The 22,885-nt window shown below is 62.8% G+C and carries 17 protein-coding genes; 6 read left to right on the forward strand and 11 right to left on the reverse strand.

All coding sequences use genetic code 11. The features are described 5' to 3' along the window. Positions 1–43 precede the first annotated feature (43 nt). Positions 44–1,327 (reverse strand): phosphopyruvate hydratase, encoded by a 1,284-nt coding sequence (gene eno / locus AC3RCJ_RS22890; RefSeq protein WP_492961110.1) that lies wholly within the window; start codon positions 1,325–1,327, stop codon positions 44–46. Between the two features lie 142 nt (positions 1,328–1,469). Continuing rightward, entirely contained in the window at positions 1,470–3,122 is a 1,653-nt protein-coding gene (gene pyrG / locus AC3RCJ_RS22895; RefSeq protein WP_492961112.1) for a CTP synthase, read from the reverse strand. Positions 3,123–3,369: 247 nt separating this feature from the next. Between pyrG and AC3RCJ_RS22900 the strand changes: the two genes are divergently transcribed. After that, complete coding sequence (locus tag AC3RCJ_RS22900) at positions 3,370–3,777, forward strand: PRC-barrel domain-containing protein (protein WP_492961114.1); 408 nt, start codon at positions 3,370–3,372, stop codon at positions 3,775–3,777. 52 nt (positions 3,778–3,829) lie between these two features. Here the strand turns inward: AC3RCJ_RS22900 and AC3RCJ_RS22905 are convergent, their stop codons facing one another. The 5 genes from AC3RCJ_RS22905 to AC3RCJ_RS22925 form a co-directional block, all read right to left on the reverse strand. After that, positions 3,830–6,085: a TonB-dependent receptor domain-containing protein gene (locus AC3RCJ_RS22905; RefSeq protein ID WP_492961116.1), complete on the reverse strand. Its 2,256-nt coding sequence runs from the start codon at positions 6,083–6,085 to the stop codon at positions 3,830–3,832. A gap of 40 nt (positions 6,086–6,125) precedes the next feature. Beyond that, positions 6,126–6,923, reverse strand: a complete 798-nt coding sequence (locus AC3RCJ_RS22910; protein ID WP_492961118.1) for an energy transducer TonB family protein — start codon at positions 6,921–6,923, stop codon at positions 6,126–6,128. Further along, complete coding sequence (gene exbD / locus AC3RCJ_RS22915) at positions 6,920–7,345, reverse strand: TonB system transport protein ExbD (RefSeq protein ID WP_492961120.1); 426 nt, start codon at positions 7,343–7,345, stop codon at positions 6,920–6,922. The genes AC3RCJ_RS22910 and exbD overlap by 4 nt, the downstream gene beginning before the upstream one ends. 3 nt (positions 7,346–7,348) lie before the next feature. Then, positions 7,349–8,110 (reverse strand): tonB-system energizer ExbB, encoded by a 762-nt coding sequence (gene exbB / locus AC3RCJ_RS22920; RefSeq protein WP_492961122.1) that lies wholly within the window; start codon positions 8,108–8,110, stop codon positions 7,349–7,351. A 141-nt stretch (positions 8,111–8,251) separates the two neighbouring features. Then, on the reverse strand, positions 8,252–9,169 hold the full coding sequence (locus AC3RCJ_RS22925) for a ChaN family lipoprotein (RefSeq protein WP_492961124.1): 918 nt from the start codon (positions 9,167–9,169) through the stop codon (positions 8,252–8,254). A 182-nt stretch (positions 9,170–9,351) separates the two neighbouring features. Between AC3RCJ_RS22925 and AC3RCJ_RS22930 the strand changes: the two genes are divergently transcribed. Next, a complete protein-coding gene (locus tag AC3RCJ_RS22930; protein ID WP_492961126.1) occupies positions 9,352–10,761 on the forward strand; it encodes an FAD-binding oxidoreductase in 1,410 nt (469 codons plus the stop codon). An 86-nt stretch (positions 10,762–10,847) separates the two neighbouring features. On the opposite strand, the gene AC3RCJ_RS22935 is transcribed toward AC3RCJ_RS22930, so the two are convergent. Both AC3RCJ_RS22935 and AC3RCJ_RS22940 read right to left on the reverse strand, forming a co-directional pair. Beyond that, on the reverse strand, positions 10,848–11,321 hold the full coding sequence (locus tag AC3RCJ_RS22935; RefSeq protein ID WP_492961128.1) for a GNAT family N-acetyltransferase: 474 nt from the start codon (positions 11,319–11,321) through the stop codon (positions 10,848–10,850). A gap of 39 nt (positions 11,322–11,360) precedes the next feature. Continuing rightward, positions 11,361–14,507 (reverse strand): error-prone DNA polymerase, encoded by a 3,147-nt coding sequence (locus AC3RCJ_RS22940; RefSeq protein ID WP_492961130.1) that lies wholly within the window; start codon positions 14,505–14,507, stop codon positions 11,361–11,363. Between the two features lie 97 nt (positions 14,508–14,604). Here AC3RCJ_RS22940 and AC3RCJ_RS22945 point away from each other — a divergent pair, with 97 nt between their 5' ends. Beyond that, positions 14,605–15,390 carry a PhzF family phenazine biosynthesis protein gene (locus tag AC3RCJ_RS22945; RefSeq protein ID WP_492961132.1) on the forward strand — a complete coding sequence of 262 codons (786 nt, stop codon included), beginning with the start codon at positions 14,605–14,607 and terminating at the stop codon, positions 15,388–15,390. Between the two features lie 177 nt (positions 15,391–15,567). Beyond that, positions 15,568–17,970: a TonB-dependent receptor plug domain-containing protein gene (locus AC3RCJ_RS22950; RefSeq protein ID WP_492961134.1), complete on the forward strand. Its 2,403-nt coding sequence runs from the start codon at positions 15,568–15,570 to the stop codon at positions 17,968–17,970. A gap of 75 nt (positions 17,971–18,045) precedes the next feature. Here the strand turns inward: AC3RCJ_RS22950 and AC3RCJ_RS22955 are convergent, their stop codons facing one another. Continuing rightward, on the reverse strand, positions 18,046–18,672 hold the full coding sequence (locus AC3RCJ_RS22955; RefSeq protein ID WP_492961136.1) for a hypothetical protein: 627 nt from the start codon (positions 18,670–18,672) through the stop codon (positions 18,046–18,048). Between the two features lie 129 nt (positions 18,673–18,801). Between AC3RCJ_RS22955 and AC3RCJ_RS22960 the strand changes: the two genes are divergently transcribed. Together AC3RCJ_RS22960 and AC3RCJ_RS22965 are read left to right on the forward strand one after the other, a co-directional pair. Further along, positions 18,802–21,000 (forward strand): OsmC domain/YcaO domain-containing protein, encoded by a 2,199-nt coding sequence (locus AC3RCJ_RS22960; protein ID WP_492961138.1) that lies wholly within the window; start codon positions 18,802–18,804, stop codon positions 20,998–21,000. Between the two features lie 15 nt (positions 21,001–21,015). Next, positions 21,016–21,624, forward strand: coding sequence for a 2-hydroxychromene-2-carboxylate isomerase (locus tag AC3RCJ_RS22965; RefSeq protein ID WP_492961140.1), 609 nt, complete (start codon positions 21,016–21,018; stop codon positions 21,622–21,624). Positions 21,625–21,666: 42 nt separating this feature from the next. On the opposite strand, the gene coaD is transcribed toward AC3RCJ_RS22965, so the two are convergent. After that, entirely contained in the window at positions 21,667–22,815 is a 1,149-nt protein-coding gene (coaD, locus tag AC3RCJ_RS22970; protein ID WP_492961142.1) for a pantetheine-phosphate adenylyltransferase, read from the reverse strand. Positions 22,816–22,885 lie beyond the last annotated feature (70 nt).

The following is a 22,885-nucleotide window of genomic DNA, read 5'->3' on the forward strand; positions in this document are numbered from 1 at the left end:
ACCGGCCGGATATCTCCGGCCGGCCAGTGGGTTTTACTTCAGCTTACTTCAGATTATAGAACGCATCGCGGCCAGGGTAGCTGGCGATGTCACCCAGGTCTTCCTCGATACGCAGCAGCTGGTTGTACTTGGCCATGCGGTCCGAACGCGACATCGAGCCGGTCTTGATCTGCAGGGCGTTGGTAGCCACGGCGATATCGGCGATGGTCGAGTCTTCCGTTTCGCCCGAGCGGTGCGAGATGACGGCCGTGTAGCCGGCGCGCTTGGCCATTTCGATGGCGGCGAAGGTTTCCGTCAGGGTGCCGATCTGGTTGATCTTGATCAGGATCGAATTGGCGATGCCTTTCGAAATGCCTTCTTTCAGGATCTTGGTGTTGGTGACATACAGGTCGTCGCCGACCAGTTGCACTTTCTTGCCCAGTTCCTGGGTGAGGATCGCCCAGCCGTCCCAGTCGCCTTCGTGCATCGCGTCTTCGATCGAGATGATCGGGTACTTGTCGCACCAGGTCGCCAGCAGGTTGGTGAACTCGGTGGCGCTCAGGCTCAGGCCCTCGCCTTCCATTTCGTACTTGCCGTTCTTGTAGAACTCGGACGCGGCGCAATCGAGGCCGATGGCGATCTGCGTGCCTGGCTCGTAGCCCGCTTCTTCGATGGCCTGGATGATCAGCTTGATGGCTTCTTCATGGTTGGCCAGCGATGGGGCGAAACCGCCTTCGTCGCCCACGTTGGTGTTCAGGCCCTTTTTGTGCAGGATCTTTTTCAGCGTGTGGAACACTTCCGCGCCGTAGCGGACGGCTTCCTTGAACGACGGGGCGCCCACGGGAATGATCATGAATTCCTGGATGTCCAGGTTGTTGTCGGCGTGTGCGCCGCCGTTGATGACGTTCATCATCGGCACTGGCATCTGCATGGCGCCCGAACCGCCGAAATAGCGGTACAGCGGCAAGCCCGCTTCTTCGGCGGCAGCCTTGGCCACGGCCATGGAGACGGCCAGGATGGCGTTGGCGCCCAGGCGCGATTTGTTTTCCGTGCCGTCCAGGTCGATCAGGGTACGGTCCAGGAAAGCCTGTTCATTGGCGTCCAGGCCCATGATGGCTTCGGAGATTTCGGTATTGATGTTTTCGCATGCTTGCAGCACGCCCTTGCCGAAGTAGCGCTTGGCGTCGCCATCGCGCAATTCCACGGCTTCGCGCGAACCGGTCGAGGCACCCGACGGCACGGCGGCACGGCCCATCACGCCCGATTCCAGCAACACATCGCATTCGACGGTCGGGTTGCCGCGCGAGTCCAGGATTTCGCGACCGATAATATCAACAATAGCACTCATGTCATTCTCCAAAGTTAAGCGTAACAGGGGGCTGCACACTGCGTTCTGATGCGCAATTGCACAAAGGGGGCAAAGAAACTCCCGGCGGGAACGATCTGGCCGGGAGCTGTCTTACGGGTAATACTGTCGCAAGCGACCCGCGTTATTCCGCAGCGGCGTTGGCTTCCTTGTGCGCCAGCGCTGCCTTGATGAACGAGGTAAACAGCGGATGGCCGGTGCGTGGCGTCGACTTGAACTCGGGATGGTATTGCACGCCCATATACCATGGGTGGGCATTTTCACCCGTGCGCGGCAATTCCATGATTTCGCACAAGTCTTCGCTCGGCGTGCGGGCCGAGACGATCAGGCCAGCCGCTTCGACACGGGCCAGGTAGTGATTATTGGCTTCGTAGCGATGGCGGTGACGCTCGGTCACCACGCTGCCGTAGATCTCGGCGGCGAGGGTGCCCGGATTGACGGCGCAGGTCTGCGCGCCCAGGCGCATGGTACCGCCCAGGTCCGAGTTTTCATCGCGCAACTCGACTTTACCATCGTGGTTTTGCCACTCATTGATCAGCGCAACGACGGGTTGATCCGTATCAAGGTCGAACTCGGTCGAATTCGCGTTCGGCATGCCTGCCTTGTTGCGCGCGTATTCGATCAGGGCCACCTGCATGCCCAGGCAGATGCCCAGGTAAGGGATCTTGTGCTCACGGGCGAACTGGGCCGCCTTGATCTTGCCTTCCACGCCGCGCTTGCCGAAGCCGCCCGGCACCAGGATGGCATCGTACTTGCCAAGGCCGTCGCAACCGGTCGTTTCGATTTCTTCCGAATCGATGTACTCGATGTTGACGCGGCTTTCCGTGTGGATGCCGGCGTGGCGCAGCGCTTCGATCAGCGACTTGTACGACTCGGTCAGCTCGACATACTTGCCGACCATGCCGACGGTCACTTCCGCCTTCGGGTGCTCCATCGTGTAGATCAGCTTGCTCCAGATCGACAGGTCGGCCGGTGCGGGATCGAGGTCCAGCGCGTCGCAGATGATCTTGTCGAGGCCCTGGTCGTGCAGCATTTGCGGCACTTTGTAGATGGTGTCGACGTCCCACACGGAAATGACGGCGTCTTCCTCGATGTTCGAGAACAGCGAGATTTTCGCGCGCTCGTCTTCCGGGATGGCGCGGTCGGCGCGGCACAGCAGCGCGTTGGGCAAGATGCCGATTTCGCGCAGCTTTTGCACCGAGTGCTGGGTCGGTTTGGTCTTCAGTTCGCCGGCCGAGGCGATGTAAGGCACCAGGGTCAGGTGGACGAAGGCCGTGTTCTTGCGGCCGGCGCGCAGGCTCAGCTGGCGTGCCGCTTCCAGGAAGGGCAAGGATTCGATATCGCCGACGGTGCCGCCGATTTCGCACAGGGCCACGTCGTAGCCTTCGGCGCCACGGCGGATGTAATCCTGGATTTCATTCGTGATATGCGGAATCACCTGCACGGTCTTGCCCAGATATTCGCCCCGGCGTTCCTTGCGGATCACCGATTCATAGATCTGGCCGGTGGTGAAGTTATTCACCTTTTTCATGCGGGTGGAGATGAAGCGCTCGTAGTGACCGAGGTCGAGGTCGGTTTCGGCCCCGTCATCGGTGACGAAGACTTCACCGTGCTGCATAGGGCTCATCGTGCCAGGATCGACGTTGATATACGGGTCGAGCTTGAGCATGGTGACTTTAAGGCCGCGCGATTCGAGGATCGCGGCGAGGGAGGCGGCGGCAATCCCTTTTCCAAGGGAAGACACAACGCCGCCAGTGACGAAGACAAATTTGGTCATTGCAGATGGTGCCGAACGGCACGTGCGGGAAATTGAAATTATACACTAAAGCCCGCCTCTGGCGCTCCCCGCGCGTGGATATTTGCGCCAAATGCCGACTATTCCTCCCTCTCCTGCTGTCTACGCGCAACAAAATTACCCAATGGCAATAATTGAAATATTTCCAGTTCCATACTTTGTGTGGGCGAGCGAACAGACCCTGCCGCGCCGTGGCGGCAGACTGGGATTTTTCAACAGGAGGTCCACCATGAGCTACGAAGAACGCGACGCCTACGGCATGTATGTCAACCGCGGCCACAAAGGCCCCGGCCCTGAACTGATGGGTGCCGATACCCTGATCGGCGACCATGTGCACAACGCCAAGGATGAACACCTGGGCGAAATCAAGGAAATCATGATCGACATGCGCAGCGGCAAGATCGCCTACGCCGTCATGTCGCACGGCGGTGTCTTCACCATCGGCGAAAAGCTGTTCGCCGTGCCCTGGGAAGCGCTGCTGCTCGACACCGTCAACAAGCGTTTCACCCTGAACGTCGACAAGGAGCGCATCGAAAACGCACCCGGCTTCGACACCGATAACTGGCCGGACATGGCGGACCAGACGTGGGCGAATTCCATCCACAGCTACTACGGCACCACGCCGCGTGAGTATTAAACAGTCGTCCTCATTTGGGGTCAGACCCGCCGGGTCTGACCCCAGCTTTAAATTAAAACCGGTACTCCAGCCCCGCCACATACGTCCTGCCCCGCGCCGTGCTCAGCGGCGTATTTTCCTGCGACTGCGACGGCATCGAGTTCAGGCGGTTCAGCGCTTCCGAGAAATCCTTGTTCATGGCGTTCTGCACGGACAGGCGCAGGAACAGATTCTTGCTGACCTGGTAACTTGCATACAGGTCGATCACGGCCGGGATCTTCGGATTGTCGGCCTTCACCACTTCGCCCGTCGCTTCATCGGCTTCATTGTCCGGCGACAGGCGGCGGTTCGAGCCCGTGTGCTTGAGGATGGCGCCCACTTCCAGCTTGTTCTCGAGCAGGCGCGTGCCCACGTCGAGGTTGTAGTACACGCTGGGCAGCTCGCTGATGTCGGCCGCGCCGAACCAGGCGCTGGCGATCGAGGTGGGCTGGCGCGTCGTTTCACGCGTGTACGACAGGCGCGCATACGCCGGTCCCAGCTGGTATTGCGCCTCCAGTTCCCATCCGCGCGTATACACGGGCGTGGCCGAGTTGATGTAGATATACATATTGGTCATGTAGTCATCGACATTGCGCCAGTCGTTGGCGAGCACTTCCGCGATATTGCACTTGCGGCCGCGGTCGCACACGAGGAAGGACTGGCTGGTGATATAGCCGTCGATCTTGCTCTTGAAATACAGGGCCTTGAAGTTCAGCACATCGTTCTTGCCCAGCAAGCCATGCAGGCTGGAATTGAAGCCCAGCTGATAAGTGCTGGCCCGCTCGCCTTTCAAAAACGGGTTCATCGAGGCCCCGCCGTCATTCGAAAAAAACACTTCCTGCGGATTCGGCCCGCGCATGGTGCGCTCGGCGCTGGCAAACGGCTGGAACCACGGCATCACTTGCGCGGAAACGAGCAGTGAAGGGTTGATGCCATGTTCCTTCAGCGCAATGTGCGACGCCCCCTGCGGGAAACACTGCACGCGCGGATCGCAGGCGGGCTTGTAGCCGCTCAAGTCAAAGTGCGTATAGTTGAGGCCCGCATTGACCTGAACAATGCCGCGGTTGTATTGCAGGCCCGCATACAGGCTGTTGATCTTTTGCACGCCTTCGGGGCCGAAGGTATTGTTTTCAATCGACTGCTGGTTCGCGTCCGGGTTGTCCGGGTCGTCGACCAGGCTTTCCACGTGCTTGCTGTATTTATTACGCATCAACTTGCCGCCGACCGTCACCAGCGCGTCGCCGCCGGCCAGCTTGAAACTGCTCGTGTTGTTGATGTCAAAGGCGTCGGCGCGGTTGGCCGCATTCGTGTTGATGAAATTGGTCAACGCCTCGGGCATGTATTTCTGGTTGCCACGGCTGCTGCTGGCCACCACATTGAGGTCGATCAATTCGGAAAACGGCGTGTAGTGATATTTGACGTAGTAGTCATTGCTCTGGATATCGCGGCGCGTAAACGTGCTGCGGTAGTCGCGCGCCGACAGTTCCAGGGCGTGGAAATCGCTCAATGTGAGGTCCAGCTTGAGCAGCTGCGACTTGGGCTTTTGCTTGTAATAGCGGTTGTAGCCGAAACCGAATTCCTCGCTGTTGACGCCCTTGGCATTCTTGTAGTTGTTGCCGATCACGCTGGCGCTGGTGGCGACCATGAAGCCCACGCTGCCGCCATCGAAGGCCGGGTTTTTCATGGCCACGGCCAGCATGGCGCTGCGCCCCACGCCATTATTTCCGGCCGACATCTTCGTGCGCGCACCGGTTTTTTCACCGGCGAAGACCACGTCATCGACGCCGATGGTGCGGAAGTTGGCGCTGCCGGCCAGCGCATTGACGCCGTCGCCACCGACGACATTGCCGCGCGACACATCCACGCCGATGATGAAGTTCGGGTCGATCAGGGCGCCGAACTGGCTGCTGGGCACGCCGCCGTGCGACACGGACGAGGGCGCGCTGCCATAGTAATTCTGGCTCACGCCATCGACCATCATGTTCACGCGGCCCAGGCCCGACAGGCCGCGGATGTTGACGCTGACGGCGCCCTGCGCCGGATCGATCTGGGTAAACGTGCCCGGCATGCTGCGCACGATCTGGTCCACCGGCTGCAAGCGCGTGTCCGGCCCGCGCGCGCTGACGGCGCCCGGTTTTTCCAGCGCCTGCTGTTCCACGGGCACCGTTTCACCCGATACATTCAGCGGCGAAAATTCCACCTTCCCGCTTTCCTGCGACTGCGCCCATGCCTGCTGCGCCAGCAAGGCCAGGCAAACGCCCACGGCCTGCGTCATTGTCTTGATATGCATACACCCTCGATTTCTTATGTGATTGAAATATTGCGAAATATCAGCCGGCGCCGTGGCCGCTCTCGGCGTCGAGCTTGAACGACACGGGCAAGGTCACCGTCACCGTGCCCTGGCGCAAGACGCTGGCGGGCGGCGCGGGCAGCGGCTGCGCGCGCTCAAGCACTTGCAAGGCTTCGCGGTCGAGCAGCACCGTGCCCGAGGACGTCACCAACTCGCTGGCCAGCAGCTTGCCGTCGCGGTCCACCTGGAAGCGTACCCAGGCGGCGCCGGCCCGCTTGCGCTGGCGCGCGTCGCCCGGATAGCGCTTGAAATGGGCCAGGTGGCCAAGCACCCGGCTTTGCCAGCTGGCCGGTGCCGCGCTGGCGGGCGGCGTGTCGCTGTCGAACGGCGCCGCCTGCGGACCGCGCACGGGGCTTGGCGCCGGCGTGGCGCTGCTGCTGGCCTGCGCGGGCACGGCAGCTTCCTTGGCGGCATCCTTGCCGGGATCAGTCGACGGACTGGTTTCTGCCTTCGCCTCTTTGTCGGCGGTGACGAGGTCCGGCGCGGCGGCGCGTGCCAGCACGGGCAGCGCTTCTTGCCTGATTGCACTCTTGGGCGGCCGGGCGGCGCTGGACGCGGCCGACTGGCGCGCCCCGACCGCTGCCGCCTGTTGTGTCTCCGGCGACATCGCCTGCGCGGCAAATACCAGCATCACGCTGGCCGCCGGATTGGCGGACGCCACGCTGACGGGCTGCCAGCCGGCCCACAGCAGCAGCACCAGCGCGGCGGCCACCACCAGCGACGTGGCGATGCCCCAGCTCAATATCGGACGCAGTTCCAGCGTGTACGGCCCTTTCACCCGCCCTCCCGGCCCACCAGGCCCACTTTCAGATAGCCGGCCTGGCGCAGGGCATCCATCACGCCCAGCACATCTTCATACGCGGCTTGCTTGTCGGCCTGGAAAAACAGGGTGCGCTGGCGGTCGCCGCCCGTCTGCGCGTCGAGCAGGCTGCCCAATTGCTCGCGCGCCACGGAGGCCTCGCCCAGGTACAGGCTGCGGTCGGCTTTCAGGGAAATGAACAGGGCTTGCTCGGGGCGCGGTTCGGGCTTGGCCGTGGCGGCCGGCAAGTCGATCTTCAGGTCGACGGTGGCCAGCGGCGAGACCACCATGAAGATGATCAAGAGCACCAGCATCACGTCGATGAAGGGCGTGACATTGATCTCGCTCAATTCCGGCATGTCGGCCGTATCGTCATCCTGGGAAGGAAACAGGGACGCCATGGTTCAGGCCTGCTGGCGCATGTCGAGGTCGCGGCTCAGCATCAGCAGCACTTGCGCGGAAGCGGCGCGCAGCTGCGCCTTGAGCTGATTGATGCCACGGCTCAAGACGTTATAGATGACGACGGCGGGTATCGCCGCCACCAGGCCCAGCGCTGTCGCCAGCAAGGCTTCCGCGATACCGGGCGCGACGGTCGCCAGATTCGTGCTCTGGCTGGCGGCGATGCCGATAAAACTGTTCATGATGCCCCACACGGTGCCGAACAGGCCGACGAACGGTGCCACGGCGCCTATGCTGGCCAGCAAACCGATGCCTTGCGTCATGCTGCGCACGTGCTGCGCAATGAACTGTTCCTGGCGAAAGCCGGCCCGCTCCTTCAAGGCTGCGGCCGGCGCGCTGGCGTGCGACAGCCCCAGTTCCTGCTGCACCTCGGCCAGCAGCTGCTGCGCCAGCGAATTACTGCCTGCGCCCTCCACTTTGACTGCCGCGTCCGGCAAGGACGTTGCCGTCTTCAGCACGGCGACGGCTTGCGCCGCCGCGCGCCGCGCTTGCAGCAAGCTGGCGCCCTTCACCAGCAAGACCACCCAGGTGGCCAGCGCGGCGAGCAACAAGCCGATGAGCACGCTTTTGACGACCTGGTCGGCGGCAACGAACATGCCCAGCGGCGACATATCGTGCGGCAGCGCGGACGCTTGCGCGGGGGCATGCAACAGGGCAAGAAATACGCCGCCGACGGCGGCTTTGACATACAACAAGGGGGTACGCATGGTAGCTTCTACAGTTAACAGGCATGGCTGCGCCAACGGCGCGCACGCGCATGCAAAAAAATCGGACGAACTACCTGGCTGCTGCGAAGAGGCTTGCTGGGGAGGAGTGCCGGGCTGAACGCCCGGCGGAGTTACAAGGGATTACCTGGCGCTGGCGACGGCGGGCGCCGCCACTGGCGTGTACCAGACGAAATCGGCCTGTGGCGCCTGCACCGTGGCGCCCTGCTGCGCCAGCACCAGCACCAGCGGCGCGGGGCCGCCCGTCAAGTCCTGCACGTGCAGCGGCACGCCCAGGTCCTTGTACGCATGATAGGCGCCGGCGATCAGCACGGCGGGCGCGGGCGCGGCCAGCAGGCGCTCGGCCATGCGGCGGTCGCGCTGCTGCTGCACCGACAGCATGGCGGCCAGGCGCGGCGCGTCGATCTGGTTGTCGTGCATGTCGCGGATGATGTCTTTCAGTTTGTCATGCACCTTGCCATCGTTGGCCAGGTTCGAATGCTTGCCCTGCACGGCCGGCTGGTCGATGAACAGCTGCTTGATTTCGCTGCGGTCCAGGTTGGCCGACCAGACGGGATACGGCGCGCGCATCACGGTCATGACCAGGTCGCCATATTGCGCCCACTTCCAGCCCGGTTGCCAGGCCAGCAGCTCGGCCACATGCTCGGGGCGCACGACGGGGTCCGTCTGCAACCACGGCTTGACCTTGTCCACCTTCGCTTGCTGGTCCGGGTTCAGCATTTCCAGCAGCACGCTGCCTTGCGGGCGCTGGCCCTGCAATTGCTGCAGCAGCCATTGCTCGATCCGGTGGTGGCTGAGCTGGTCATGCTGCTCGCCGACGATGACCCTCGGGGCGGCGGCCAGCCGGGCCAGCAATTGCTCGGCAGTCAGGCGCTGGCCGCTGCGCAGGTCGACGATCTCGCCCAGCTGGCGCACATCCTGCGCAGCGGACGTCGCGGCGCTACCCGTGGCCGCGCCGTTCACGGGGGCGACACTGCTGCAGGCGCTCAGCGCCAGCACGCAGGCGGGCAGGACGGCGGCGAGGGACAGGGGGAATTTCATGGCATGGCCTTTCGGGTGGAAGCATGCATTGCAAAATAACTACTGGCGGGCATTCTAATAGAAATGATTCTCATTTACAACCCATGCAGGGCGCGCCATGCGGATTTTTTTACAACTGGCAAAAATGGTGCTTCGGTGAAATCCCCGGGCGCGGAGTAGAATAAAAAAAACGGAGGACTCGCGTGAATCAAACTGACCAGTTGGCGGTGCTGAAAAAACCGCTGCCCGCATCTCTTGCTGCCGTACTTTCCCTGATCTTTGCCGACCGCTTTTCCATGACGCAAGCCATGCGCGCACACCATGGCCGCGACGAGTCGAGCTATCCGCCCATGCTGCCCGATGCCGTCATCTTCGCCCATTCCACCGAGGAAGTGGCGGCCGCCGTCAAGCTGTGCAGCGCGCATGACGTGCCCGTCATCGCCTACGGCAGCGGCACCTCGCTCGAAGGCCACGTGCTGGCCCTGCATGGCGGCGTGACGATTGATCTGTCGCAAATGAATCAGATGGTGGCAGTGCATGATGAAGACTTGACGGCCACCGTGCAGGCGGGCGTGACGCGCAAGCAGCTGAACGAGGACATCCGCGACACGGGCCTGTTCTTCCCCATCGACCCGGGCGCCAATGCCTCGCTGGGCGGCATGGCGGCCACGCGCGCCTCGGGCACGAACGCCGTGCGCTACGGCACCATGCGCGAAAACGTGCTGGCCCTGACGGTGGTGACGGCCGATGGCCGCATCATCAAGACGGGGACCCGGGCGAAAAAATCGTCGGCCGGCTACGACCTGACGCGCTTGTTCGTCGGCAGCGAAGGCACCCTGGGCATCATCACGGAAGTGACGGTGAAACTGTATCCGCTGCCGGAAGCGATCTCGGCGGCCGTGTGCTCGTTTCCCGGCACGGGCGAAGCCGTCAGCGCCGTGATCCAGACCATCCAGATGGGTATTCCTGTGGCACGGGTCGAGTTTCTCGATGAAAACGGCGTCAAGGCCATCAACGCCTACGACAAGATGGCCCTGCCGGAAAAGCCGCTGCTGCTGTTCGAGTTCCACGGCACGCCAGCCAGCGTGGCCGAGCAGGCGCAGCTGGTGCAAGCCATCACTGCCGAGCACGGCGCCAGCGATTTCGCGTGGGCCAGCCGCCCCGAAGAGCGCTCGCGCCTGTGGGCCGCGCGCCACAACGCGTACTTCGCCCTGCTGCAGATGCGCCCGGGCAGCCGCGCCATTTCCACCGACTGCTGCGTGCCCATTTCGCGCCTGGCCGAATGCATCCTCGCCACCAAGGCCGATTGCGAGGCGCAGGGCCTGGTCTACGCCATCATCGGCCACGTGGGCGACGGCAATTTCCACGTGCAGATGCTGGTCGACCCCGACGACCCGGCCGACGTCGCCCGCGCGGAAAAGGTCAACAGCGACATGGTCACGCGCGCCATCGGCATGGACGGCACCTGCACGGGAGAACATGGCGTGGGCATGCACAAGATGGCCTTCCTCGTGGAAGAGCATGGCGAGGGCGCCATCGACACCATGCGCGCCCTGAAACATGCGCTGGACCCGAAGAACATCATGAATCCGGGCAAGATTGTCAGATGGTAGGTCGCTCCCTTCGGGATCGGCATTTTCCCCACTGGGAAAAATGCCCCCTCAGGGTACGATCCCAGTCCTTGCCATTGGGTTAATTTTTACAATTCCATGCGCATCGGTACAAACGCAATCCCGCCCGTCTCCACCTTCGGCCCCGTGGCGACAAAGCCCAGGCTTGTGTACAAAGGCAAGGCATACAGCGAGGAATTGACGGTAAACGCCGTCACGCCGCCCCTGGCCAGCGACGCATCGCGGGCTGCCTGCCACAGGCGGCGCGCCATGCCGCGCCGGTGCAGGGCGCGCGGCACGAACATGTGGAACAGATGCGTGTTGTCGCGCATGGCCACCACGCCGGCCAGCGCGCCGTCGATATGCGCGAGCTGGTAATGGTAATTCGGCAGCGACAGGTAATTTTCGATGGCGGGCTGGCGGCAGTTCTCGATGAACTTTTCCGCCCCGGCGCCGTCCGGGTGCAGGGTCAAGAAGGGCATCAGGTCGTCGATCAGGGCGACGATGGCGGGCGCGTCGGCGACCAGGGCGGGACGCAGTGTCGGTTCGGGTAAAGTAGTCATATGACAATCATGCCACCGCCTGCACGATGTTGACAAGCCTCAACAAAAATCGCGGCTGCTCGTGCGCAGCCGCCCCAGCAAATGCGACATGTCGACCAGGCGCCTGGCCACCAGGTTGCGCACGCTACCCTCCCTTTGCCACACGCCGTACACGCCCAGCAGCGGCGCGCTCAAGACCTCGCGCCGCTGGCTTTCCACCAGGTCGGGCCAGACGATGACGTTGACGGTGCCCGTCTCGTCTTCCAGGGTCATGAAGATGACGCCCTTGGCCGTGCCGGGCCGCTGGCGCACGGTGACGATGCCGCAGGCGCGCGCCAGTTGGCCATCCGTGTAGCTGGCCAGCGCGGACGCCGGCAGGAAGCGCTGCTCCAGCAATTGCCTGCGCAGCAGCGCCAGCGGGTGGCGGCCCAGGGTCAGGCCTTGCGAACGGTAATCGCCGACGATGCTCTCGCCTTCCGTGGGCGCGGCCAGCACGGGCAAGTCTTCCTCCGGCGTGGTGGCGCGCAGCAAGTCCCTGTCGGGCACGGCGCCGGCCGCCTGCCACAGCGCTGCGCGCCGGTGGCCGGCCAGCGCATGCAGGGCGTTGCCGGCGGCCAGCACCTGCAAGTCATGGCGGTCCAGGCCGCCACGCCGGGCCAGGTCGGCCACGTCGACAAAGGCGGCGATGGCGCGCGCATCCTCGATGCGCTGGGCGGCCTCGGCGCGCATGCCGAACAGGCTGTTCAAGCCCAGGCGCACGGCCGGTGCCTCACTCAGCCCGGCCTGCTCTTCCAGCGCCGCCTCCCAGCCGCTGACGGCCACGTCGACGGGCAGCACCTGCACGCCATGGCGGCGCGCATCCTGCACCAGTTGCGAGGGACTGTAAAAGCCCATGGGCTGGCTGTTGAGCAAGGCGCACAGGAAGGCGGCCGGTTCGTGGCATTTCAGCCAGGAACTGGCGTACGTCAGCAGGGCGAAACTGGCCGCGTGCGACTCGGGAAAGCCGTATTCGCCAAAGCCCTCGATCTGGCTGAAGATGGCGTCGGCAAACTCTTTTCCATAGCCATTGTTGACCATGGCGCTGACGATGCGCTCCTGGTAATTGTTCAAGCCGCCCTTGCGTTTCCAGGCCGCCATGGCGCGCCGCAACTGGTCCGCCTCGCCGGGCGTGAAATCGGCCGCGATGATGGCCACCTGCATCACCTGCTCCTGGAAGATCGGAATGCCCAGGGTGCGCCCCAGCGCCTCTTCCAGGCCCTTCGGATAATCGACCGCTTCTTTCTGCTGGCGCCGCTGCAGATACGGATGCACCATGCCGCCCTGGATGGGACCGGGGCGCACCAGCGCCACCTCGATGACGAGGTCGTAGAATGTGCGCGGGCGCAAGCGCGGCAGCATGCTCATCTGCGCGCGCGACTCGATCTGGAACACGCCGATGGTGTCGGCCTCGCACATCATGTCGTAGGTGGCGCGGTCTTCGGCGGGAATATCCTGCAGGCGGAATGGCTCGCCGCGCCGCGCCCCCACCAGTTCCAGGGCGCGGCGCAGGGCCGACAGCATGCCCAGCGCCAGCACGTCGACCTTCATCAACCCCAGCTCTTCCAGGTCGTCCTTGTCCCACTCGATGACGCTGCGCCCGGCCATGCTGGCGTTTTCGATCGGCACCAGGCGCGACAGTTTTCCGTGGGCGATGACAAAGCCGCCCGGATGCTGCGACAGGTGGCGGGGAAAGCCCAGCAGCAGCTGCGCCAGGCCGGCCCACTGCTGCGACCATGCCGCCTCCGGGTCCAGCCCGCATTCGGCCAGGCGGCTCAATAAATCGTGCTTGCCGTCGAACCAGCGATGCGCCTTGGCCACTTTTTCCACGATGGCCAGGTCGATCCCCAGCGCCCGCCCGCTGTCGCGCAAGGCGCTCTTGGGCCGGTAGCTGATCACCACGGCCGCCAGCGCGGCCCGCTCGCGCCCATATTTAGCGTAGATATATTGAATCACTTCTTCGCGCCGCTGGTGCTCGAAATCGACGTCGATATCGGGCGGCTCGTTGCGCTCGCGCGACATGAAGCGCCCGACCAGCGAATTGCCGCGCGCAGGGTCCACTTCCGTGATGTGCAGGCAATAGCAGACGGCAGAATTGGCGGCCGATCCCCGGCCCTGGCACAGGATATCTTGCGAACGCGCAAAGCGCACGATGTCATAGACGGTCAGGAAATATGCCTCGTAGGAAAGATCGCGGATCAACTCCAGCTCCAGCTCGATCTGCTCCTGCACCTTGGCCGGCATGCCCTGCGGAAAGCGGACGCGCGCGCCCGCATAGGTTTCCTGGCGTAAATACGTCGCCGGCGTGTGGCCGTCCGGCACCAGCTCGTCCGGATAATCATAGCGCAGGCTGCCGAGGGAAAATGTGCACAGCTTGGCGATGCGCACGGTTTCCGCCAGCGCTTGCGGCGGATACACATTGGCCAGGCGCAAACGCGCGCGCAGATGCTGCTCCGCGTTTTGCGCCAGCGCATAGCCGCACTCGCCCACCGGTTTACCCACGCGTATCGCGCACAGGGTGTCGAGCAGGGGCTTGCGCGAACGCACGTGCATGCACACATGGCCGACGGCCACCACGGGCAGGCCCAGCGCCTGCGCCGCGTCCTGCACGGCGCCGCGGTGCGCGTCATCCTGCGCCCGCTGCAGCAGGTTCAGGCCGATCCAGCTGCGCTCGCCGCCAAAGGTGGACGCCATCCACGCGCCTTGCGCGCGCACGGTTTCCGCCTCGGCCGCATAGCCGGGCAGCAAGACCATCAGGCAGCCGGGCAAGCCCTGCAAATGGGCGAATTGCGCCGCAGGCGCGGCGAAATCGTCGGGCGTCAGCAGATAGCGTCCCTTGGCCGCGCGCGTGCGCGCCATGGTGATCAGTTCAGACAGGTTGCCATAGCCTTCGGCGTCCCGCACCAGCGCCAGCAGCGACGGCCCCGGACTGCCGTCGGCCTGCGTCAAATGAAAATGCGCGCCTATGATCAAGGGGAAACCAGCCCGCTTGGCCACCGCATGGGCGCGTACCACGCCGGCCAGCGAACACTCGTCCGTGATGGCCAGCGCGTGATATCCGAGCTGGACTGCGCGCGCCACCAGCTCTTGCGCATGCGACGCGCCATGCAAAAAACTGAAGTTGCTCAGGCAGTACAACTCAGCATACTCGGGTAAGACGGCGCCCCACATGATCCACCTCAATACTGTACATAAACACAGTATATTATACGCATCTGGAATCGCTCTTATCGTTTATGCTGGGGTTTTACCTTTTGCCTCGAGCGCCATGATCGTCCACTTATTAAAATGTTTCGGCGCCGAGCCCGGCGGCGGCAATGCGGCCCTGGTCGTGGAAAACGACGGCGGCAGCGAAACGGCGCGCCAGGACTTCGCCCGCGAACGGCAAGTGAGCGCCTGCGTCTTCATCGACCGGCAAGCGGACGGCGGCATCGTGCTCGACTATTTTTATCCGCACACGCGCAGCCCGCTGTGCCTGCACGCCACCCTGGCGGCCGCGCATGTGCTGCTGACGGCGCCCGGCGATCCGGCAACCTTGACGGTGACGACGGCCATGCGCGGACAGGCCTTGCAGCTGGTGCGCGGCGCAAGCGGCCTATTCATCGGCCTGGCGCCGCAGCCGGCGCCTGCCGTGACGCTGGAAAAATATGTGCCGTCGGAACTCATGGGCCAGCACATGCACTTGCTGTCGCCGCCCGTGATCGCCTCGGTCGGCAGTCCGAAGCTGCTGCTGGAAGTGGCCGACCGCACCACCCTGCGCGCGCTGCGTCCCAACCTGGAACTGATCGCCGACTGGAGCGCCTTGCACAAGGTCAGCGGCTGCTATGCGTATTGCCGCACGGGCGAGAGCGCATACGAGGGGCGCAACTTCAACCACCTCGATCCCGCGCTGGAAGACAGCGCCACGGGCGTGGCGGCGGGCGCGCTGGCAGCGCACCGACAACAGTCGCTGAGCCTGTCGCAGGGCCACGTGACGGGGCAAGCCTGCTTGATCCAGGCACAGTACGGCGAGGGAATAATCTGGGTCGGCGGCATGGTGCAGGCAAGCACCTGAACGGGGCATCATGCACCAGCAGCATGCAAGAAAACAAGGGCGATCGGCATAGCCAACAAGGAAACAACAGTTACCTGTAATTTGTAACAACAAAACAAATTAAGGCTGGTGGACGATGAAATGCTGGCACTAGAATCGAGTGACGAATCTAGCCCATCAGCCACTTGGAGATACTGCGTGCCGCCACTCACCACCTTGCGTAAAGCCATACTTATCAGCCTCTACGGCAGCGCCGCCCTGGCCGCGTTCAGTCCCGCCGCCATGGCCCAGAGCAACGAAGCGGGCGCCACGGAAGGTCCCGTACAAACGGTCAGCGTGGTCGGCTCGCGCCGCGTCGCCAGTTCCGCCACCGACACCATGGTGCCGGTCGATATCATCCCGATTTCCAGGGTGGCCGAGCAAGGCGGACAATTCGACCTGGCGCAGTCGCTGCAATACATCTCGCCCTCATTCAATTCCACGCGCCAGACGGGCGCCGACGGCGCCGACCTCGTCGATTCAGCCGCCCTGCGCGGCCTCGGTTCCGACCAGACGCTCGTGCTGGTGAACGGCAAGCGGCGCCACACGACGGCCCTGGTCAACCTGTTTGGCGCGCGCAACCGCGGCAACACGGGCACGGACATGAATGCGATTCCGCTGCTGGCCATCAAGAATGTGCAAGTGCTGCGCGACGGCGCTGCCGCCCAGTACGGCTCGGACGCCATCGCCGGCGTGATCGACATCGAACTGAAGAAAAACCTGGGCTGCGAAGCGGTGGCCGGCTACAGCCAGTACTCGGCCGGTGACGGCAAGAATTACCTGACGTCCGCGTATTGCGGCATCGCGCTGGGCGACAAGGGCACCTTGGCCATCACGGGCGAATACCTGGACCGTGGCCGTTCGAACCGCGCCGACGCGGACACCCTGCGCACCATCGGCGACACCAAGGCCAAAAACAAGACCCTGTACATCAATGGCGACTACGCCACCGGCGCCACGGGCAAGCTGTACTTCACGGCCGGCGCGCAGACGCGCGACGCCTCGAGCGCCGCGTTTGGCCGCGAAGGCATCGGCAGCAACGACATCCCTGCGCGCAATTCGGCCGCCATGTACCCGGACGGCTTCGTGCCTTTTATTAATGGCAAGATCGACGACCAGTACGCCACGCTCGGCCACCGCAGCCAGATCGGCGAATGGCATGCTGACTTTTCGCAAACCTATGGCTACAACAAGATGCGCTATGACATCAGCAACACCTTGAACGCGTCGATCGCCAACCTCGATTTATTGAACGGCGGCAAGGGCGTCAGCGCCACCCGTTTCGACGCGGGCGGCTTCTCGTTCCAGCAACTGACGAGCAACGCCGATTTCAGCCGCTACTACGACACGGTGTTGCGCGGCATGAACCTGGCCTTCGGCGCCGAATACCGCAGCGAGGAATACAAGATCATGGCCGGCGAACCGGGCTCCTACATCGACGTCGACGGCGTGGGCGTGGGCGGCAACGGGCGCAGCCAGGGTTTTCCCGGCTTCCAGCCCGGCGACGTGAGCAAGGCCAAACGCCACAGCATCGCCGCGTATGGCGACGTGGAACTGGACTGGACGGAACGCCTGAAAACCCAGGCCGCCCTGCGCTATGAAAAATTCAGCGACTTCGGCTCCACCGTGACGGGCAAGCTGGCCGCCAGCTACAAGGTGGCGCCCGACGTGCTGCTGCGCGGTTCGGCCAGCACGGGCTTCCGCGCGCCGTCGCTGCAGCAGGTGTATTTCTCGTCCACCTTCACCGACTTCGTCGGCCTCGTCGCCACCGACGTGGTGCTGGCGCCGAACGGCGGCGCCGTCGCCAATGCGGCCGGCATCCCCAAGCTGAAGGAAGAAAAATCCACCAGCTTTACCTTCGGCACCACCTGGACGCCGACGCAGGCCATTTCCGTCACGGCCGACCTGTACAACATCAAGATCAAGGACCGCATCGTGCTGTCGGGCCGCTTCAATGCGGGCAACTACCCGGACCTGGCCGCGCGCCTGGCCCTACTGGGCGTGACGGAAGCGCAATTTTTCGTCAATTCCGTCGACACGCGCACGCGTGGCCTGGACCTGACGGCGTCGCACAAGGGCGAACTGGCCGGCAACCGCCTGAACACCTTCCTGGCCTTGAATTTAAGCAAGACGGAAGTGACGAAGGTCAAGACGCCTGCCTCGCTGACGGGCTTCGAAGACGTGCTGCTGTCCGAGCGCGAGCGCCTGTTCATCGAACAGGGCGGCCCCCGCTCGAAAGCCACGCTGGGTGTCGACTACATCACGGGCAAGCTGGAATCGGACCTGCGCATCATTTATTTCGGCCCGCAAACCCTGGGCACCTACAGCGGCACGGCCAATGGCGTGCCCAACGCCCATTACGCGGCCAAGACCTCGGCCGACCTGAGCTTCACCTACAGCATCAACAAGAACACCAAGCTCACTTTCGGCGGCAACAACATCTTCAACGTCAAGCCCACCACGCAAAACGCGGGCGAGACGGACAACGGTTTCAAGTACGACAGCGTGCAGTTCGGCCTGAACGGCGCCTCGTATTTCGGCCGGCTGTGGGTGAAGTTCTGATCACCGTGTCCACCTGAAAAACAGCGGCTGCGCCAGCATGGGCAGCCGCTGTTTTTTATGCCGGCATCCACGTCTTCACGTCCAATCCGGATTGTCGCTTGACTTGAAATGATGAAACAGCGAATCGTAACGCCAGCCATCCTCGGCCACGACACTGCAATCGGTGGCGCGTACGCAGTCATGCAACAATTTGACTGGATCAGCAATAACAGGAACAGGTAATGTATCCAATATCCGTTTCATGGCAGCAGGAAACTCGGCGTATTCCTCTGCAAAGTCCTGTTCGCTGAACCGAGCGGTCCGGCGTATCTCTTGCAAGTTGCCACGATCTGAAAACTTGAGCAGGTCGCGCCAGTAAGGCAGCGCCAGCATCATGGCAATCAGCTCCGTGAGATTGGCGGCGATACAGCCCGCCTGCCCCTCGGATGTAACATACAGGACAGGGCGTCGGTCGACCTCGCCATCGCCGTACGCCAGAAAAACGCCACCGCTGCTTTCACCGGCCAGTACCATGAAAGGATGTTCTGGCTGCAGCGTGATCCAGGAGCTGTCCCGAGCGGCGCGGCCTAGGTCAAAATCGCAATACGATGCGAGCTCGTCCATCACAGTTTGCGATTTTTGTATATCAGCAAGAATAATCATAATAGAGAAACAACCTTCAGTGCGATAGGTGAAAAGCCATGGACTATCCGCTTGCTTCATAGCGGAACGTGCCTCCTTGGCCCGCCCCAGCGGCTCCCGGCCAGCACCACCGCGGTGAACAATCTTTGCCCTGCGGCGGAAAGCACGGATAATAGCGCCTAACTCATAAGCACAGTATTGGATTACCTCATGGAAATTAAAGTCAACTTTCTCGACAAGCTGCGTCTCGAAGCCAAGTTCGACGATTTTACCGTCATCGCCGACCAGCCCATCCGCTACAAGGGCGATGGCTCGGCGCCTGGCCCGTTCGATTACTTTTTGGCATCATCGGCCTTGTGCGCGGCGTACTTCGTGAAGTTGTATTGCGATACGCGCAATATTTCCACCGAGAATATCCGCCTGTCGCAAAACAATATCGTCGATCCGGAAAACCGTTACCAGCAGATTTTCAAGATCCAGGTCGAGCTGCCGGCCGATATCTCGGCCAAGGACCGCCAGGGCATCCTGCGCTCGATCGACCGGTGCACGGTGAAAAAAGTGGTGCAAGCGGGCCCCGAGTTCGTCATTGAAGAAGTCGAGAACCTGGACGCCGATGCCCAGGCCTTGCTGACCCTGAATCCGGACCCGGGCGCGAGCACCTATATCGTGGGCAAGGACTTGCCGCTGGAACAGACCATCGCCAACATGTCCAGTCTGCTGGCCGGCCTGGGCATCAAGATTGAAATCGCCTCGTGGCGCAACATCATTCCCAACGTGTGGTCGCTGCATATCCGCGATGCGCACTCGCCCATGTGTTTCACCAACGGCAAGGGCGCGAGCAAGGAAAGCGCGCTGGCGTCGGCCCTGGGCGAGTATATCGAGCGGCTCAGCAACAACCATTTCTACGCCGGTGCCTTCTGGGGCGAGGACATCGCCAACGCGGATTTTGTCCATTACCCGAACGAGCGCTGGTTCAAGCCAGGCCGCAAGGATGCGCTGCCGAAGGAAATCCTCGACGCATATTGCCTCGAGATCTACAACCCCGATGGCGAGCTGCGCGGCTCCCACCTGGTCGACACCAACTCCGGCAATGCCGAGCGCGGCATCTGTTCGCTGCCGTATGTGCGCCACTCGGACGGCGAGGTCGTGTATTTCCCGTCCAACCTGATCGAAAACCTCTACGTCAGCAATGGCATGAGCGCCGGCAATACTTTGGTTGAAGCCCAGGTGCAATGTCTGTCGGAAATTTTCGAACGGGCCGTCAAGCGCGAAATCATCGAAGGCGAAATCGCCCTGCCCGACGTGCCGCAGGAAGTGCTGGCGAAATACCCGGGCATCCTGGCGGGCATACAGGGGCTGGAAGAACAGGGTTTCCCCGTGCTGGTAAAAGATGCGTCGCTGGGCGGCGTGTACCCGCTGATGTGCGTCACCCTGATGAACCCGCGCACGGGCGGCGTGTTTGCCTCGTTCGGCGCGCACCCGAGCCTGGAAGTGGCGCTCGAGCGCAGCCTGACGGAATTGCTGCAGGGCCGCAGCTTCGAAGGCTTGAACGACTTGCCGCAGCCGACCTTTGCCAGCGAAGCCGTCACGGAGCCGAACAACTTCGTCGAACACTTCATCGATTCGAGCGGCATCGTCTCGTGGCGCTTCTTCAGCGCCAAGGCCGATTACGATTTCGTCGAATGGGATTTCTCCGGCCACGGCGAGAATTCGAATGCCGAGGAAGCGGCGACCCTGTTCGGCATCCTCGCCGACATGGGCAAAGAAGCGTACACGGCCGTGTATGACCAGCTGGGCGCCACCGCCTGCCGCATCCTCGTGCCAGGTTATTCGGAAGTGTATCCGATCGAGGATTTGATCTGGGACAATACCAACAAGGCGCTGCTGTTCCGCGCCGACATCCTGAACCTGCATCAACTCGACGATGCCAGCCTGGAAGACCTGCTCGACCGCCTGGAAAACAGCGAGCTTGACGAGTACGGCGACATCGCCACCCTGATCGGCATCGAGTTTGACGAAAACACGGTGTGGGGCCAACTGACGACCCTGGAATTGAAGCTGCTGATTCATCTCGCCTTGCAGCAATTCGAGGAAGCGAAGGAGCTGGTGGAAACCTTCCTGCAGTACAACGACAACACGCTCGAGCGCAAGCTGTTCTATCAAGCCTTGAACGTGGTGCTGGAAGTGGAACTTGACGACGCGCTGGAACTGGACGACTACGTCGTCAATTTCCGCCGCATGTTTGGCAAGGAACGCATGGACGCGGCGCTGGGCTCGGTGGACGGCAGCGTGCGCTTCTTCGGCCTGACCCCGACCAGCATGCAGCTGGAAGGCCTCGACAGGCACCAGCGCCTGATCGACAGCTTCAAGAAACTGCACGCGGCGCGCGCCAGGGCAGCGGCCGCCTGACCTGGGAGCGATACCATGGCGGCACTGGAATTCTGGTTCGATTTCGGCAGCAACTACAGCTACCTGAGCGCCATGCGCATCGAAGCGCTGGCGCGTGAAAAGCAGGTCCATGTGATCTGGAAACCCTTCCTGCTGGGCGTCGTCTTCAAGGCGCTGGGCTGGGAGACGTCGCCCTTCGTCCTGCAAAAAATCAAGGGCGACTACACGTGGCGCGACATGGCGCGCCAGTGCGAAAAGTACGGCTTGCCATGGCGGCAACCGGGCACCTTCCCCCGCACGGCCCTGCTGCCCATGCGCGTGGCGCTGATCGGCGCGGACCAGGGCTGGATTGCGCCCTTTGCGCGCCGCATGATGGCGATGAATTTTGCCGCGGACCGCGATATCGACAACATCGCGGCCGTCAGCGAGGCCCTGGAGGAACTGGGCCTCGATGCACGCACCATCCTGGCGCTGGCTTTGACGCAGGACAACAAGCTGCGCCTGCGCCGCCAGACTGAGCAGGCACAAGCGCTCAAGCTGTTCGGCGCCCCCAGTTTCATCAGTGAAGGTGAATTATTCTGGGGCAACGACCGGCTCGACGATGCGCTGGCGCATGCGGCGGGCGTACGGCCACTGTCAAGGTAAGATCACCGCGTATTTCCGGCGTCCGGCGGACCGGACTTTGGCTCAGGCGCCCGCCAGCGCCGCGATCTCCTTCTGCATGTTGTCAATCGCCCGCTCGTTGTACTGGTCGGCGAAATACGCGTCGCCAAACAACTGGCCCGCCTGTGCCTTGCTGCATAAATGCTGCAGGGCCAGTCCCCGCTGCTGCTTGAAGCGCACCGGGTCCACATGCGCGTATTCGCGCACGATGGCTTGCGTGTAGGCCTGGTACACCTCGTCATCCTGGCCCAGGATGGCCAGGTCGGCGCTGAGCATGGCGTCTTTCAGCGCATGGCTGATGGCTGCCCCCTGGAAATGGTCGGTGACGCGTATCAATTGCGCCACATCAAGGTTATCGCCCGCATCGAGGCCGCTGGCCAGCCACAGCTGGGCGCTCGCTTCCTCGCTGGAAAACAGCGCGTCTTCGTCGTGGCTGTAGACGGCATCGTGGAACCAGAACGCCTTCTTCACCAGCGCGCTGTCGCGTTTCGAGGCATAGGTGTTGTCGGCCCACACGCGGATTTCGGACAGGCCGTGCACCAGGTGGTCGAGGTTGTGATAGTGGCGGTCCGGGCCGCCATACGCCTGCGGCCCCGTCAGGTGCGCGAACCAGTGATCAAACAGGGCGATGTCATCTTGCGACGCGGTCGCGTAGTGCCACAGCGCTTCCCATTCCTTGCGCAGGCAGTCGAGTATCCATGCGTGGTAGGCGGGGCCGGGAACGAATTTCTTCATGGTCCAGTTCCAGCCGACCGGCCCTTCCAGCGCCTTGACGAAGCTGGAACTGACGGAACCGAGGTCGCGCGGCGGCATGACGAAGATCGTCTTGGCGCCCTGCAACACGTCCACATTCGTTTGCTGGATCAGGTTTTCATAGTCGAAATCGGCCGTCGTGCGGATGCCGCGTATCAGGTAGTCGCAGCCGTGCTTTTTTGCCGCGCGCGCCGTGTAGTCGCCCTTGACGATGACCACCTGGACATTGTCCCAGCCGCACTCGCGCGCGCTCTGCTCGATGATGCGCTTGCGGTCTTCGGCGGCAAACTGCGGCCGCTTGGCGGGGTTTTGCGACAGGAAGACGATCACCTCGTCGGCAAGCGAACGCGCTTCGCCGATCACCCACATGTGGCCGTTGGTGATGGGGTCGAGGGTTCCTGAAAATCCGATTCTCTGCATGTGCGCTCCGTGGTCTGGTTCTGCTTGTTTCGCAGACAATATAGGGCCACGGCGCGCGCGTCAATGCGCC

The organism is Janthinobacterium sp. GW822-FHT07H11 (assembly GCF_058798615.1).